The sequence below is a fragment of the Nonomuraea sp. NPDC049269 genome (genome assembly GCF_043197155.1).
GTDB lineage: Bacteria > Actinomycetota > Actinomycetes > Streptosporangiales > Streptosporangiaceae > Nonomuraea.
The window spans coordinates 23,740-38,665 of record NZ_JBICSO010000021.1 but is presented as its reverse complement, the minus strand read 5'-3'; the positions used below and the strand labels follow the sequence as shown (position 1 = coordinate 38,665).

17 protein-coding genes and 1 riboswitch are annotated in these 14,926 nt (G+C 70.0%); of the genes, 7 read left to right on the top strand and 10 right to left on the bottom strand.

Annotation, left to right across the window (positions count from 1 at the left end; translation table 11 throughout):
• From ACGFNP_RS60920 to ACGFNP_RS60900, 5 genes are all read right to left on the bottom strand, one after another.
• Positions 1–200, bottom strand: a 200-nt coding sequence (locus tag ACGFNP_RS60920; RefSeq protein WP_308016304.1) for a TCP-1/cpn60 chaperonin family protein, incomplete at its 3' end; no start/stop codon positions are given.
• Between the two features lie 309 nt (positions 201–509).
• Positions 510–710: a cold-shock protein gene (locus ACGFNP_RS60915; protein WP_173525743.1), complete on the bottom strand. Its 201-nt coding sequence runs from the start codon at positions 708–710 to the stop codon at positions 510–512.
• 239 nt (positions 711–949) lie between these two features.
• Positions 950–1,225: a MoaD/ThiS family protein gene (locus ACGFNP_RS60910; protein ID WP_214644534.1), complete on the bottom strand. Its 276-nt coding sequence runs from the start codon at positions 1,223–1,225 to the stop codon at positions 950–952.
• A gap of 23 nt (positions 1,226–1,248) precedes the next feature.
• Positions 1,249–2,481 (bottom strand): threonine synthase, encoded by a 1,233-nt coding sequence (gene thrC / locus ACGFNP_RS60905; protein ID WP_358340343.1) that lies wholly within the window; start codon positions 2,479–2,481, stop codon positions 1,249–1,251.
• A gap of 13 nt (positions 2,482–2,494) precedes the next feature.
• Positions 2,495–2,635: riboswitch (SAM riboswitch) on the bottom strand.
• Between the two features lie 79 nt (positions 2,636–2,714).
• Positions 2,715–3,269 carry an RNA polymerase sigma factor gene (locus tag ACGFNP_RS60900; protein ID WP_358340339.1) on the bottom strand — a complete coding sequence of 185 codons (555 nt, stop codon included), beginning with the start codon at positions 3,267–3,269 and terminating at the stop codon, positions 2,715–2,717.
• 31 nt (positions 3,270–3,300) lie between these two features.
• Here ACGFNP_RS60900 and ACGFNP_RS60895 point away from each other — a divergent pair, with 31 nt between their 5' ends.
• Positions 3,301–4,725 (top strand): trehalose-6-phosphate synthase, encoded by a 1,425-nt coding sequence (locus ACGFNP_RS60895; protein WP_358340337.1) that lies wholly within the window; start codon positions 3,301–3,303, stop codon positions 4,723–4,725.
• A 1-nt stretch (position 4,726) separates the two neighbouring features.
• Positions 4,727–5,890, top strand: coding sequence for an MFS transporter (locus ACGFNP_RS60890; RefSeq protein ID WP_393334342.1), 1,164 nt, complete (start codon positions 4,727–4,729; stop codon positions 5,888–5,890).
• Here the strand turns inward: ACGFNP_RS60890 and ACGFNP_RS60885 are convergent.
• From ACGFNP_RS60885 to ACGFNP_RS60875, 3 genes are read right to left on the bottom strand one after another with little or no spacing between them, the layout of a single operon-like run.
• Entirely contained in the window at positions 5,868–6,446 is a 579-nt protein-coding gene (locus ACGFNP_RS60885) for a hypothetical protein (RefSeq protein ID WP_393334339.1), read from the bottom strand. The two genes, ACGFNP_RS60890 and ACGFNP_RS60885, sit on opposite strands and share 23 nt — an antisense overlap.
• Before the next feature lie 51 nt (positions 6,447–6,497).
• Positions 6,498–7,268 carry a trehalose-phosphatase gene (gene otsB, locus ACGFNP_RS60880; protein ID WP_393334336.1) on the bottom strand — a complete coding sequence of 257 codons (771 nt, stop codon included), beginning with the start codon at positions 7,266–7,268 and terminating at the stop codon, positions 6,498–6,500.
• A gap of 54 nt (positions 7,269–7,322) precedes the next feature.
• Positions 7,323–7,625: a DUF3263 domain-containing protein gene (locus ACGFNP_RS60875; protein ID WP_214644527.1), complete on the bottom strand. Its 303-nt coding sequence runs from the start codon at positions 7,623–7,625 to the stop codon at positions 7,323–7,325.
• Positions 7,626–7,741: 116 nt separating this feature from the next.
• Between ACGFNP_RS60875 and ACGFNP_RS60870 the strand changes: the two genes are divergently transcribed.
• The 5 genes from ACGFNP_RS60870 (at position 7,742) to ACGFNP_RS60850 (ending at position 12,798) form a co-directional block, all read left to right on the top strand.
• Positions 7,742–8,548, top strand: coding sequence for an SAM-dependent chlorinase/fluorinase (locus tag ACGFNP_RS60870; protein ID WP_358340329.1), 807 nt, complete (start codon positions 7,742–7,744; stop codon positions 8,546–8,548).
• A gap of 194 nt (positions 8,549–8,742) precedes the next feature.
• Positions 8,743–9,735, top strand: coding sequence for a hypothetical protein (locus ACGFNP_RS60865; RefSeq protein WP_393334333.1), 993 nt, complete (start codon positions 8,743–8,745; stop codon positions 9,733–9,735).
• Positions 9,732–11,186, top strand: a complete 1,455-nt coding sequence (locus ACGFNP_RS60860) for a S8 family serine peptidase (protein WP_393334330.1) — start codon at positions 9,732–9,734, stop codon at positions 11,184–11,186. Before ACGFNP_RS60865 ends, ACGFNP_RS60860 begins: the two co-directional genes overlap by 4 nt.
• A 26-nt stretch (positions 11,187–11,212) precedes the next feature.
• The gene (locus tag ACGFNP_RS60855) at positions 11,213–11,617 is read left to right on the top strand and encodes a Zn-ribbon domain-containing OB-fold protein (RefSeq protein ID WP_358340323.1); all 405 of its coding nucleotides are present in this window, start codon (positions 11,213–11,215) and stop codon (positions 11,615–11,617) included.
• Entirely contained in the window at positions 11,614–12,798 is a 1,185-nt protein-coding gene (locus ACGFNP_RS60850; protein ID WP_393334326.1) for a lipid-transfer protein, read from the top strand. Before ACGFNP_RS60855 ends, ACGFNP_RS60850 begins: the two co-directional genes overlap by 4 nt.
• A gap of 78 nt (positions 12,799–12,876) precedes the next feature.
• On the opposite strand, the gene ACGFNP_RS60845 is transcribed toward ACGFNP_RS60850, so the two are convergent.
• Together ACGFNP_RS60845 and ACGFNP_RS60840 are read right to left on the bottom strand one after the other, a co-directional pair.
• Entirely contained in the window at positions 12,877–13,893 is a 1,017-nt protein-coding gene (locus ACGFNP_RS60845; RefSeq protein ID WP_358340319.1) for a dipeptide ABC transporter ATP-binding protein, read from the bottom strand.
• The gene (locus ACGFNP_RS60840) at positions 13,877–14,914 is read right to left on the bottom strand and encodes an ABC transporter ATP-binding protein (protein ID WP_358340317.1); all 1,038 of its coding nucleotides are present in this window, start codon (positions 14,912–14,914) and stop codon (positions 13,877–13,879) included. The genes ACGFNP_RS60845 and ACGFNP_RS60840 overlap by 17 nt, the downstream gene beginning before the upstream one ends.
• Positions 14,915–14,926: the final 12 nt, after the last annotated feature.

Sequence of the window (14,926 nt, the reverse complement as noted above, 5' to 3'; positions counted from 1 at the left end):
TCCCACGGGTCCTCGAGCTCGATCTCCTTGGCGATGGACACGCCATCGTTGGTGATCGTGGGAGCGCCCCACTTCTTCTCCAGCACGACGTTGCGGCCCTTGGGGCCCAAGGTCACCTTGACGGCGTCGGCTAGCTGGTTCATGCCGCGCTCGAGACCGCGCCGGGCGTCCTCGTCAAACGCGATCATCTTGGCTGCCATAAGGCTAGACCTCCCAGATGCAGGGTGGCTTCAATGGACCGAGCCGACGCCCGCGACGGCATGGGCCTGCATCTCCGTTCGGCAGACCCCATCGTCCCGATCCAGTGCTGGCACTCTCGAACAGAGAGTGCCAACGAACTGTTTAGCACTCTACCCTGCCGAGTGCAAGCCGAGACACCAGCATGCCCAGGTCAGTCAGTACGGCGGGCCCGTCATGGACCCGCCGCAACCGAGTCGACGAAGCAGGAGTGGCGGTTTCGCCCGGACTGCGGAGCCGTGCGACCTGCCGGTACTTGCCAACTTCGTGATTCAGACCGCTCGCACGGCCTCCGCTTGGGGGCCCTTCTGGCCCTGGGTGATCTCGAACTCGACGCGCTGGCCTTGTTCGAGGGAGCGATAGCCGTCCATCATGATCGCTGAGTAATGGACGAATACATCTTTACCACCGTCTACCGCGATGAAGCCGTAGCCCTTGTCCGCGTTGAACCACTTGACGGTGCCCTGCGCCACTTCCGACTCCTCTTACTGGGCTCATAGATCCCGCCCATTCCAACGCGAGACCCTCAATCGCCCGACTTATGGAGATATCACCAGGCGATCGCCCTCGACCATACCTGTGGCACAGCGTTTGGCAACAGAGTCAATCTACAAATTACGCATTTCATCCGTGAGTGAGTAGTTCAACATTGAATTGTCGGAAAAAACAGAAGGCGCCCCAGATGGGAGCGCCTTCTGACGTGAGCGAGTGGTCACCCTCCGGCGACCGCCGGGATGATGGAGATCTGCGTGCCTTCGGGGGCTGCCGTGTCAAGACCATCGGCAAAACGGACATCCTCTTCGCCAACGTAAACGTTGACAAAACGACGAATCTTGCCCGATTCATCCAGAATTCTCGCGCCGATCCCCGGGTAGTCGGAGTCGAGCTTCGCCAGCACGTCGCGGAGAGTCGCACCCTCCCCGCTCACCTCCGCGTTACCCCCGGTGTAGGTGCGCAGAATGGTGGGAATCCGCACAGAAACGCTCATGATTAACTCGCCTTTCCTGGTTGTCAGACAGCCGCGCGGAACGCGTCGAGAGAGGGCCGGATCACTGCCGTGGGCTCGGCGTCGTCGGCGACGGCGTCGAGCGTCTTGAGCCCGTCGCCGGTGTTGAGCACCACGGTCTCCGCCTCCGGGTCGAGCTGCCCGGTCTCGACGAGCTTCTTCAGCACTCCCACGGTGACGCCACCGGCCGTCTCGGCGAAGATGCCCTCCGTCGAGGCCAGCAGCTTGATGGCGGCGACGATCTCGGGGTCCGTGACGTCCTCCACCGACCCGCCCGTGCGGCGGGCGATGTCGAGCACGTACGGGCCGTCGGCGGGGTTGCCGATGGCCAGCGACTTGGCGATGGTGTCGGGCTTGACCGGCTGGACCACGTCGAGGCCGGCCTTGTAGGCGGTCGACACGGGCGAGCAGCCGTTGGCCTGCGCGGCGAAGATCTTGTACGGGGTGTCCTCGACCAGGCCGAGTGCGACCAGCTCCTTGAAGCCCTTGTCGATCTTCGTGAGCTGGGAGCCGGAGGCCACCGGGATGATGATCTGCTCGGGCAGGCGCCAGCCGAGCTGCTCGGCGATCTCGTAGGCGAGCGTCTTGGAGCCCTCGGCGTAGTAGGGCCGCAGGTTGACGTTGACGAAGCCCCACTTGTCGCCCAGCGGGTCGCCGATGAGCTCGGAGCAGAACCGGTTGACCTCGTCGTAGGAGCCGTCGATGGCGACCAGCTTGCCGCCGAACACCCGGGCCATGGCGATCTTGGCCTGCTCCAGCCCGGCGGGGATGAACACGCAGGCGTCGAGCCCGGCCCTGGCGGCGGCGGCCGTGACCGCGCCCGCGAGGTTGCCGGTGGAGGAGCACGACAGGGTGTGGAAGCCGAAGTTACGGGCCGCCTCGACGGCGATGGCCACCACCCGGTCCTTGAAGGAGTGGGTGGGGTTGCCCGAGTCGTCCTTGACGTACAGGGACTTGATGCCCAGCGCCCGGCCGAGATTGCCGGCCTTGACGAGCTTGGTCCAGCCGGGGTTCATGTTCGGCTTGGTGGCGACGTCCACGGGGACGGGGAGGAGTGAGCGGTAGCGCCAGATGTTGGCGGGGCCGGACTCGATGTCCTTCCGGGTGACGTCACCGAAGGAGTAGGCCGCTTCGAGCGGCCCGAAACACTCCAGACAGGCGAAACTGGGGCCGAGGTCGTAGCGGGCGCCGCACTCGCGGCAGGAGAGGGCTACGGCGGGTCCGAAATCGTGCGACATGAAGCGAGGCCTTCCCTCATCTTCGCCTGCGGCCACCTTGACCGCAGACCGGAATTGGCACCTGTCCCGGTCGGCCTCGCCAGGTCGCGAGTCTGAATCCGGGAGGGTTGCCGGGGCTTCGCAGGGCCGGTCCCTCCACCCCTCTGGATGAGCAATATTCAGTTGTTTGCTCTGACTGTACCTGGCCAGGCCCGTCAAGCGACCGTCCGTCTCAGGAAGCGAGACGTACGATCTCAGCGATAGTCGTCGCCCAGCACTCCCTGAACATACTTGCGCGCCTGGTGGATGCGTGACTTGGCGGTGCCGAGCGGGATGCCGAGCTGCTCGGCGACCTCGTTGTAGTCGAGCTGCACGATGTCACGCAGCACCAGCGCCTGGGCCAGGTCGGGCTTGTCGGCCTCCAGTGCCTCCATCGCGTCGAGCAGGTCGAGCCGCGACCCGGCGATCACACTGACCCGCCGCGCGTCGGGCTTCTGCATGGGCAACTCGTCGGAGGTCTGCTCGGCCGAGCGGCGCTTCAGCGTGCGGTACGTCGTACGCGCGCAGTTGGCCGTCACGATGTGCAGCCAGGTGCTGAACCTGGCCCGTCCCTCGAAGCGCCCGATGTTGCGCGCAACGGCGAGCAGGGTGTCCTGCGACGCCTCCTCCGCATCCTGGTGGTAGGGGAGGATTCGGGCGCAGTGCCGCATCACGTCCGGCTCGATCCGCTTCAGGAGCTCACCGAGTGCGCGATGATCTCCGGCAGCGGCGGAGCGGGCCAGTTCCTCGGTTAGCTCATCAAGCGCCATAGCTGGGATCCTATGGTCGGAGGGAACTTTAATGAACAGCGTCCTTGTCGCCTCTAACAGAGGACCCGTCTCGTTCACCGTCTCCGACGACGGTGTGCTGACCATGAAGCGCGGTGGTGGCGGGCTGGTGTCCGGGCTCTCCGGGGTCATGAAGGACGACGGCGTGCTGTGGATCTGCGCCGCCCTGTCCGACGGCGACCGGGGCGCCGTACGCCAGGCGCCCGGCGGCCGGCTCGACCAGGCCGGCTACGACACGGGCGCGCTGCGGATGCTGGACATCCCGCCGGCCACCTTCCACCGCGCCTACAACGCCGTGGCCAACTCCACCCTGTGGTTCGTCAACCACCTGCTCTACGACATCCCCAACGCGCCGCTGTTCGGCACCAGGTTCCAGCGGGAGTGGGAGTCCTACCGCGACTACAACGGCGCCTTCGCGCTGGCTCTGGCCGAGGAGGCCGGGCACGGGGCCCGCGTGATGGTCCAGGACTACCACCTCACGCTGACCCCGGCGATGCTCCGCGCCGAGCGGCCGGACCTGCGCATCGCGCACTTCAGCCACACGCCGTGGGCGCCGCCCGAATACTTCTCGCTGCTGCCCGACGACGTCGCCCGCGAGGTCCTGGAGGGCATCCTGGGCGCCGACCACGCCGGGTTCCTCACCGAACGCTGGGCGGGCGCGTTCATGGACTGCTGCCGGGCTCTGCTGGGCGCCGAGGTGGATCTGACCGGCCGTACGGTCACGCACGAGGGCAGGACCACCCACATCGGCGTGCACGGCCTCGGTGTGGACGGCGCGGCGCTGTGGGAACGAGCCCACGAGCCCGACGTCGAGTCCAACATGGCCGCGCTCAGGGAGCAGGTCGGCGACCGCCGGCTGATCGTCCGCATCGACCGCACCGAGCTGTCCAAGAACATCGTCCGCGGGCTTGTGGCCTACCGGGAGTTCCTGCACGCGCATCCGGAGTGGCACGGCCGGGTGGTGCACCTGGCGTTCGCCTATCCCAGCCGGCACGACCTGCCCGAATACCGCGAATACACCGCCTCGGTGCAGCGCTGCGCCCAGGAGATCGAGGACGAGTTCGGCACCGAGGACTGGGAGCCGCTGATACTCAACGTCAACGACGACTACCCGCGCTCGCTGGCCGCCTACCGGCTGGCCGACGTGCTGCTGGTCAACCCGATCCGCGACGGCATGAACCTGGTGGCCAAGGAGGGCCCGATCCTGTCGCCGCGGGCCGCGCTGGTGCTGTCGCGCGAGGCGGGCGCGGCGGCCGAACTGGGCGCGCACGCGCTCCTGGTCAACCCCTACGACGTGACCGGCACCGCCGTCGCGCTGCACGACGCGCTGGTCATGCCCGAGGAGGAGCGCACGCGCCGCCGCGAACTGCTGGAGGTCGCGGCCACCGCGCTCCCGCCGCAGAAGTGGTTCGCCGCCCAGCTGGACGCGCTGGCCTAGGATGTCGTCGATCTCAGAGCGCGTCCGCCTGGTCAGGGACCGGCCGACCTGGCTGATCTACCTGCAGCTGGGCACGTTCGCCACGTTCATCTACGGCCTGAGCGGCGCCCTGCCGCTCCTGCGCCTCGACCAGCGGACCTCCGGCACGGTCGCCGGCCTGCACGGCACCGCGATGGCCGTGGGCACGATCCTCGCCGGCCTCTCCCTCACCTTCCTCACCAGGCGCTACGGCAGGCGGGTCACCACCTGGGTCGGCCTCGCCGGGATGAACGCGGGCGTGCTCCTGGTCGTACTCACCTCCGCGCTGCCTTTGACGCTGCTCGGCTACGGCGTGGCCGGCGGCTTCGGCTCGGTCGCCCTCTACACCGCCATGGCCGCGCTCAGCGAGCACCACGGACCGGCGGGCCCGGCCGCGATCAGCGAGGCGAACGCCGTCGGCGTCGTGGTGGGCGTGGCGGCGACGTTCCTGCTCAGCGCGATCGCGCAGACCACGCTCGGCTGGCGGGCCGCGCTGCTCCTCACCCCGGCGCTCACCGTGCTGCTGGCCCTGACCCTGGGGCGGGTCTGGACCCGGACCACGACCGTGGCGGCCCCGTCCACCGGCGAGCGGCCCGTGCGGCCCGGGTGGCGCTTCCATGTGGCGGGCGGCGTGCTGTTCTGCTGCGTGGCCCTGGAGTTCACGTTCAACCTGTGGGCCGCCGAGCTGTTCGCGGCGCGCACCGGCCTGAGCCCGGCCGCCGCGGCCACCGGGTTGACGGCGTTCCTCGCCGGGCTGGGCGCGGGCCGGTTCGGCGGCGCGTACCTGGCCTTACGGCTGCCGCCCGCACGGCTCTTCCTGGGCGCGCTGGCAGTCACCGCGGCGGGCTGGCTGCTCTTCTGGCTGAGCACCCTGCCCGTCCTGTCCTACGCCGGTCTCGCGCTCAGCGGGGTCGGCGCCGCCCTGCACTTCCCGCTCGCGCTGGCCGGGCTCATCACGCACTCAGGCGACCGGCCGGACCGGGCCGGCGCGGCCGCCCCGATCTGGGCCGGGTCCGCGATGGCCGTCGGTCCGCTCGCGCTCGGCGCGCTCGCCGACGGCTTCGGCACCTGGAACGCGTTCCTGCTGGTCCCCGTCCTCATCTGCCTGGCCGCCGGCGGGGTGCTCATCGCCAGGTCGCGTGCTTGAGCACGCCGGGCAGGCCGGGGGTGTTCCATGAGTCGACGACGAGCACGCCGCTCTTGGGCAGGTACCACTCCCGCTGGACGAAACGGGCCCGCACCTTGCCCGTCCCGGTGACGCAGGTGCCCTTCCACGCGCGGTAGTACGCCTTGTGGCCCGGCCCGACCTGGCGCAGCCCCTTCGCCGCCGCGCCGTTGAGCACCTGGCCCCACTTGTGGTTGACCGGGCAGGGCTCCACATCGGTCGCCGAGTAGAAGGGCCGGTCGGGCGTGTACGGGTTGAGCTCGTGCCCCAGCTTGATGGCCGCGGGCCCGAGCACCCAGAAACCATCGCATTCCGGAGTGAAGTATGCCCCCTTGGGCTTGGCGCACTTGCCGGTGACGACATGGAGCCAGTCGCCCTTCCCGTACACCTTCCATGAGCTCGGCAGGGACAGCGTCAGCCCGTTGCGCAGCTTGAGCGGATGACCGGCAGCGCTCGCGGAAGCGGAGGCGGGGGCGGCCGTCACGAGGACGGCGGCGGCCACGGCGAGACCCGCCACGGCAAGGTTTCTCTTCGACATTTCGCGAATGTACCGACATGCACTTGCAGACAGATGGGGACCGGCTGAAACTCAGGGCCGGCTGTAGGCCGAAGCCAGCTCCCGCAGCAGCGCCACCACGCCGTCGGGGCCGTCCACCACGATGTCGGCCCGCTCGGCCAGCGCGGTCACCTCGGCCGAGCCGCTGCACACGGTCACGCCCGGCAGCCCCGAGTTCCTGACCGCGTCGAAGGCCGCCAGGTCCCCGAGGTCGTCGCCGACGAACATGACCGACCGGGCGGCCCGTTCGGCCAGGAACAGGCCGAGCGCGTGCCCCTTGTCCATGCCCGGCGGCCGCAGTTCGAGCACCAGGCGGCCGGGCTCGACGACCAGCCCGTGCTTGTCCGCCAGCGCGGCCAGCGGCTCGCGAAGAACCGCCAGGGTGCCTTCGGGGTCGGGGCTGCGCCTGGTGTGCACGGCGACCGCCCGGCCCTTGTCCTCGATCGTCGCGCCTTTCACGCCGAGCGAGCCGAGCAGCAGTTGCAGCTCCGCCTCGGCCTGGAGCACGCCGTGCGGGGGCGGCGGCGCCGAGATCTGACCGTCCTCCCAGCGCTCGAACCCGTAGTGCCCCAGAATCACCAGGCCGGGTACGTCGGCCAGCCCGGGGCCGAGCTCCAAAGCCGTGGCCACCGGTCTGCCGGTCACGATCGCCACGGCCCCGACGTGCCCGCCGAGTTCGGCGAGGACGGCGGGCGCTTCCGGGTGGATCCTGGCGGAGGCGGGATCGGCCACGATCGGCGAAAGGGTGCCGTCGAAGTCGAGCCCGATCACGGCTCCCGCCGGATCCTTCAAGATCGCTTCCATGCCGGGTGATCCCGTATGTCTGATGTTCTTCACGCGCCTGCCTTACCCAGCAGGTCAGGGGCGCATGCCAAGCCGCCGGGCGGCGCGGTCGCGCTGGCGGGTGGAACGCAGCCGGCGCAACCGCTTGACCAGCATGGGATCCTGCTGGAGCGCCTCCGGCCGGTCGATGAGTTCGCCGAGGAGTTGGTAGTAGCGCGTGGCGGAGAACCCGAAGGTCTCCTTGATGGCCTGCTCCTTCGCACCCGCGTAACGCCACCAGTGGCGCTCGAAGGCGAGGAGTTCGAGATCGCGTTCGGAGAGGGGCTGTCGGGACGGTTCCTGGGCAGCACTGTCACCGCTGACCGGTGCAGTGTCCATGGTGTCCTCCTCGGAGGGCGCGCGACGATCACATCGAGGGCACGCGGGCCCGTGCCAATCGTAATGTGCGGAGTGCGGGTGTTCACGGCGGATTGAGAGACGTACAGTCACGAAATGTGACCTCAGTCATCACACTTCTCACCGACTACGGGCTCGAAGATGGCTATGTAGCGGCCTGTCATGGAGTGATAGCCGGAATCGCCCCCGAGGCCCGGGTGATCGACGTGTGCCATCTGATCCCGTCAGGCGATGTACGGCGCGGCGCCGCGATCCTCTCCCAGACCATCCCATATCTCCCGAAAGGCGTGCACATCGGGGCAGTAGACCCCGGCGCGGGCGGAGCCAGGCGGGCGGTCGCCGTGGAGGCGGGCGGGCGGGTGTTCATCGGCCCCGACAACGGGCTCCTCTCGTGGGCCATGCACGCCTGCGGCGGGGCGGAGGCGGCCTACGAGATCAGCAACGCCGAGTACTTCCTGCACCCCGTCTCGCCGACCTTCCACGGGCGGGACGTGTTCTCGCCGGTCGCCGGGCGGCTGTGCGTCGGACTCAAACCGGCCGACCTGGGACCCGAGGTTCCGCTCTCACGGCTGATCTCGCTGCCGGAGCCGACCTCGCAACTGCGCGAAGGCTCCGTCGAGGGCGAGGTGGTCTCGGTCGACCGCTATGGCAACACCCAGTTGTCGATCGCCGCGGGCGACCTCGCCGCGCTGGGCGTGCGGATCGGCGACACGATCGGGGTCTGGCTGGGGCGCAGGCAGCTGGCCCTGCCGTACCGGGAGACGTTCGCGGCCGTGCCGCCGGGCGAACTGGTGGCCTTCGCCGACTCGGCGGGGCTGATCGCGATAGCGGTGAACTCGGGTGACGCGGCCCAGCGCCTCGGCCTGCCGCCCGGCGCCCATGTACGGCTTTCTCCCTCCCCCTAAGACGAAAGCCACCAAAGGGAAATTACACCGCGTATCGGTCTGTTTACCGAAGCGTCAGATTGAACCGGCGATCGCATGTCAGAATGCACGGGCATCGGGCGACCCCTCCCCTGCCCGCGAGGTGCACGTTGTTCCCCTTTTCTGTTGCGCTGCTCTCTTTACTGTTCGCGGCCCTGCCGTCGGCGGAGCCACCCGTGCCGGAGCGCTGGCACGCGTGGCCGGTGGCCAGGGTGTTCCCGGGCTCGGTACCCGGCACCAGCCCCTCTGGGGCCCGCGTGACCTATGTCCTGGCCGGCGTCGCCCCTGAGGCCCCCTGCCGGGTGGCCTTCCAGCCTGGGGTCTTGCGGCTGCTGCGGGGATGCGTCACGGCGTTACGCGCCACGTACGCGGACAGCACGCAGACGTTCGTGGCAACGGTCGGCATCGCGGTCCTGACCACCCCAGCCGCCCGCCTACCGGCCCCCGGGGGCAATCTGCCCGGCACGCCACCGGAGACCGGCAACGACCGTCTGTCTGCCGGATCGCCGGAGACCGGCACCGGCTGCCTGCCCGGCGGGGCTTCGCGGACCAGCAACGGCTGCCTGTCCGACGGGCCTTCAGAGACCGGCACCAGCTGCCTGCCCGCCAGACCGTCAGCGACCGGTATCGGCCGCCTGCCCAGCGGGCCGTCAAAGACCGGCACCAGTTGCCTGCCCGCCGGGCCGTCAGGGACCGGTATCGGCCGCCTGCCCGGCGGGCCGTCGGAGACGGGCACCGGCCGCCTGCCCAGCGGGCCGTCGGAGACGGGCGCCGGGACCGGGTGCTTGCCGGGCCGGGGGCGGGAGACTAGCGCTGGTCGTCTGCCGGAGACCAGCGGGCCTCTGCCGGAGACGGGCGCCAGGCGCTTACCGGGGCTGGGGGCGACAGCCGGCGCGCAGGCCGATGCGCCGGTTGACCGGTCCGGGACCGTCGTGGGACGGCCGCCGACCGTGCGGCCCGTGGCGTTTCCCGACGGGCCGGCCGAGCGGTTCGGTGAGTCGCAGTACGTCACCGGCGCGCTGATCTCGTCGAACGACACCTACGTCGTGGCGACGGCCGCCGGATACGCGGACGGCCGGCCGTACAAGCCGGGCGACCTCGCCGCCAGACGCCTCGGAGACACCGCCGGCCGCCTGGCCACGGTCCTGTACCGGAGCCTGACCAGATGACCGGGCCACTGGCTGCCTTCCTGATCAAGCCACTCACAGCGCGGCTACCGCTGGCCGGGTCGCTGCTGGCCGGTTTCCTGGTGGCCGGGCCGCTCGGGGCGGGGCTGTTGGTGGTTGCGGCGGGGCCGTCCGCCTCGGACGACGCCGGCTCGGTGGCGCGGGCCGCCCAATGGCAGCTTGCCACGCTGCGCCTGCCGGAGGCGTGGCGGCTGAGCAGGGGCGCGGGTGTTCTGGTAGCCGTACTCGACACCGGCGTGAACGCCCGCCACCCCGACCTGACCGGCTCCGTGATCGCCGGCCCCGACCTGACCGGCGACGCCGGTGAGCCGGTCATGTGGGGCCACCACGGCACCGCCATGGCCAGCCTCATCGCCGGCCACGGCCACAGCGCCTCAAAACCGGGCAATGCAACACAGAGCGGCCACAGCACCTCGACAACCGGCGAACCCGCACAGAGCACCCGCGACACCCCGCCGACCCCCGATCCCGCACAAAGCGGGCACAGCACCGTGGCAACGGGCGATGCTACGCAGAGCGGCGCCTTGGCAGTGGGCGATGCCGCGCAGAGCGGCGCCATCGCGACGGGAGGCCCCGCACGGAGCGGACCGGCGGACAGCGGCGTGATCGGGGTCGCGCCCGCCGCCCGCGTGCTGTCCATCAGGGTCACGCTGGAGAACGGCGACCCGCTCCGCGAGAAGCAGCGCGCCGGCGGCCGCGACGCCCTCGCCAAAGGCATCCGGTACGCGGTCGACCACGGCGCCGACGTGATCAGCATGTCGCTCGGCGGCGGCAGCGGCGCCTGGGAGGGCTCGGCGGCCGAGGAGGAGGCCGTCCAGTACGCGATCAGCCGCGGCGCCGTGCTCGTGGCCTCGTCCGGCAACGACGGCGACACCACGAACAGGAAGAACTTCCCCGCCGCCTACCCCGGCGTGATCGCGGTCGGCGCGGTCGACCGTCGGCTGGAGGTGGCGGCGTTCTCCAACCGGCAGGACTACCTCTCGGTGGTCGCGCCGGGGACGGGCATCGTGACCGCCGACGGCGCCGACTCGTACGTGGTGGGCGACGGGACGAGTTCGGCCGCCGCCATGGTGGCCGGCATCGCCGCGTTGATCAAGGCGGCCCACCCCGACCTGTCGCCGTACCACGTACGCACGGCCATCGAGCAGGGCACCAGGCGGCGGCCCGCCGACGGCTACAGCCGCGCGTCCGGGCACGGGGTGGCCAACGCGCTGCTCGCCCTGCGCGCGGCCGACCGCCTGGCGAATCCCGCCACCACGGCGGCCGCGGCCGGCGTGGGCCCCGGCGGCTACTTCGGCGATGGCCCGGTTTCCCGGCCGTCCCAGCCGCCGTCGTCGCGGCTGCCGGTGGTGTTCGCCATGGTGCTGCTGACGGCGGTCATGTCGGCCCGGGTGCTCGTACGGCACCGGTGCCGCGGCAGGGATGTAACCTAGCAAGCGCTTGTGTGATACTCCTGCCTATGAGCCTTGCGATCGACGGCTGGTTCGCCATAGAAGAGGACGGCACCCACCTGATCGGCACCCGGTGCGCGGCGTGCGGCACGGTCTGCTTCCCGCCGCAACGCGGGTTCTGCCGCAACCCGCACTGCGACGGGGAGTCCATGGAGGAGACCAGGCTGCCGAGGCGCGGGCGGATCTGGTCGTACACGAGCGCCTCCTACCCGCCGCCCGAGCCGTTCGTGGCCGCCGAGCCGTACACGCCCGTGACGCTGGCGGCGGTGGAGCTGGCCGGCGCGGGCATCGTGGTGCTGGGGCAGGTCAAGGACCTCACGGCGGACGAGCTGGAGGTCGGCATGGAGGTCGAGCTCACCCACGGCCCGCTGGCCGACGGACCGCTGGTGTGGATGTGGGGGCGCGCCTCGTGAGCGTCGTGGTGCTGGGCACGGGCATGCATCCGTGGGGCAAGCAGGGTAGGCCGTTCGCGGAGTACGGCGTGGCGGCGGCCAGGCAGGCGCTGCGTGACGCCGGGATCGCCTGGACCGACGTCCAGTTCCTGGTGGGCGCCGACACGATCAGGAACGGCTATCCGGGGTTCGTCGCCGGAGCCACCTACGCGCAGGCCCTCGGCTGGTCCGGCGCCCGCATCGCGTCGTGCTACGCGGCGTGCGCGTCGGGGGCGCAGGCGATCGACATCGCGCGCGCCCGGATCATGGCGGGACTCTGCGACGTGGCGCTGGTGGTGGGCGCGGACGCCACACCCAAGGGCTTCTTCAAGCCGGTCGGCGGCGATCGCCCGGATGATCCGGACTGGCTGCGCTTCCGGCTACTCGGCGCCACCAATCCCGCATATTTCGGGCTCTACGCGCGGAGGCGGATGGCCCTGTACGGCGAGACCGCCGAGGACTTCGCCGCCGTCAAGGTCAAGAACTCCCTCGCCGGTTCGCTGAACCCGATGGCCCGCTACCGCAAGGCCGTCACGGCCGAGGAGGTTCTGGCCTCGCCCATGGTGGCCGACCCGCTGCGGCTCATGGACATCTGCGCGACCTCGGACGGCGGCGCCGCCCTCGTCCTGGCCTCGCCGGCGTACGCCCGCGGGCTGGGCGTGACGGACCCGGTGCGCATCGCCGCCGTCTCGACGGTGACGCCCACGTTCCCCAACACGGTTCTGGAGCTGCCGAACTTCGCGACCGACTCGTCCGCCGCCGTACCCCCTCCGGAACGTCCCTTCAGGGCCGCCATCGCGCACGCCGCCTACGAGGAGGCGGGCATCGGGCCGAATGACGTGTCGTTCGCCGAGGTGTACGACCTGTCCACGGCCCTCGAACTCGACTGGATCGAGGACGTGGGCCTCTGCGCCCCCGGTGAGGCCGGCAAGCTGCTGCGGGCGGGCGACACCGCGCTCGGCGGGCGCGTGCCGGTGAACCCGTCCGGCGGGCTCGCCTCATTCGGCGAGGCCATCCCCGCCCAGGCCATCGCCCAGGTCTGCGAGCTGACCCGGCAGCTGCGCGGCCGGGCGGGCGAGCGCCAGGTCGAGGGCGCCAGGGTCGGCCTGGCCGCCAACCAGGGCCTGTTCGGCCACGGCTCGGCCGTCATAGCGACCCGCTGACCCACCCGCCGTACACGAGAGACCGCACGCGAAAAGGCCCTCCGCGGAAAGCTTCCGCGGAGGGCCTGGCGCCGGTGGTCAGCCGACGTGGACCACGTCGTGCGTCTCGGCGAAGTGGCAGGCGCTCTCGTGCGCCGTCCCCGGCCTGATCTGCAACAACGGCTCCTCCTCCGCGCAGATCTCCTGCGCCTTCCAGCAGCGGGTGCGGAAGCGGCAGCCCGACGGCGGGTTGGCGGGCGACGGCGGGTCACCCTGCAGGATGATCCGCTCGCGCTGCTCGCGGCCCTCGGGGTCGGGGACCGGCACGGCCGACAGCAGCGCCTGCGTGTACGGGTGGGCGGGCTTGTCGTAGATCTCGGTGTCCTTACCGAGTTCGACCATCTTGCCGAGGTACATCACCCCGACCCGGTCGGAGATGTGGCGCACCACCGACAGGTCGTGGGCGATGAAGATGTACGCCAGGTCGAACTCGTTCTGCAGCCGCTCCAGCAGGTTGATGACCTGGGCCTGGATCGACACGTCGAGCGCGGACACCGGCTCGTCGCAGACGATGATCTCCGGCTGGAGCGCCAGCCCGCGGGCGATGCCGATGCGCTGACGCTGCCCGCCCGAGAACTGGTGCGGGTAACGGTTGATGTGGTCGGGGTTGAGCCCCACGACCTCCAGCAGCTCCTGCACCTTGCGGCGGCGGTCCCCCTTGGGAGCGACCTCGGTGTGGATGTCGAACGGCTCGCCGATGATGTCGCCGACGGTCATCCGGGGATTCAGGGAGGTGTACGGATCCTGCATCACCATCTGGATGTTGCGTCGCATCCGCTTGAGCTCAGGGCCCTTGGCCTTGGCGATGTCCCGGCCGTTGATCGTCACCGAGCCGGAGGTCGGCCGCTCCAGCGCCATGAGCACCTTGGCCAGCGTGGACTTGCCACAGCCCGACTCGCCCACGATGCCCAGCGTCTCACCGCTGTTGAGGTCGAACGAGACGCCGTCGACGGCCTTGATCGCGCCGATCTGCTTCTTGAACAGGATGCCCTGGGTCAGCGGAAAGTGCTTGACCAGGTCACGGACCTCGAGAATGCGCTCACCCTTGGTCGCCATCGAGGACCTCCCTCCAGTAGTGACAGGCGCTGCCGCGCGTGCCGCTGATCTCGTAGAGCGGGGGGTTGTCCGTCACGCAGTTGTCCTGGCGATACGGGCACCGCGGGTGGAAGGCGCAGCCGGTCGGCATGTCGAGCAGGTTGGGCGGCAGGCCCTTGATCGCGTACAGCTCCTGGCCCTTGAGGTCGACCCGGGGGATCGACTCCAGCAGCCCCTTGGTGTAGGGGTGGGCCGGGGATTTGTAGATGTCGTGAACGGGGGCGTTCTCGACGATCCGCCCGCCGTACATGACCGCGATCTTGTCGGCGACGTCGGCGACGACGCCGAGGTCGTGCGTGATGAGGATCATGCCCATGTTGCTCTCTCGCTGGAGTTCGGCGAGCAGCTCCATGATCTGGGCCTGAACGGTCACGTCGAGCGCGGTGGTCGGCTCGTCCGCGATCAGCACCTCGGGGTCCAGCGCGATCGACATGGCGATCATGATGCGCTGCCGCATGCCCCCGGAGAACTGGTGCGGATAGTCGTTGACGCGCTGCCTGGCGGCCGGGATGCGCACCTTGTCCATCAGCTCGATCGCCTTGTTGTAGGCCTCGCGCTTGGACAGGCCACGGTGCACCCGGAACATCTCGCTGATCTGCCAGCCCACGGTGAACACCGGGTTGAGCGCGGACAGCGCGTCCTGGAACACCATCGCGATCCGCTGGCCACGCACCTGGGTGCGTGCCTCGTCCGAGAGCTTCAGCAGGTCGGTGCCGCGGAAGCGAATCTCACCCTTGGGGATGCGGGCCGGCGGCACGTCCAGAATGCCCATGATCGCCTGAGCGGTCACGGACTTGCCGGAACCCGACTCCCCCAGTACGGCGAGAGTCTCACCGGGGCTGAGCGAGTAGCTCACCCCGTTGACCGCACGCACGACGCCCGCGCGGGTGGCGAACTCCACGTGCAGATCTTCCACGGCGAGCAGCGGCTCGTTGCCCAGCCCTCCCTCGGCGGGCAACACGTCCGTAGATGCCTTTCTCACTTGAACCCCCTT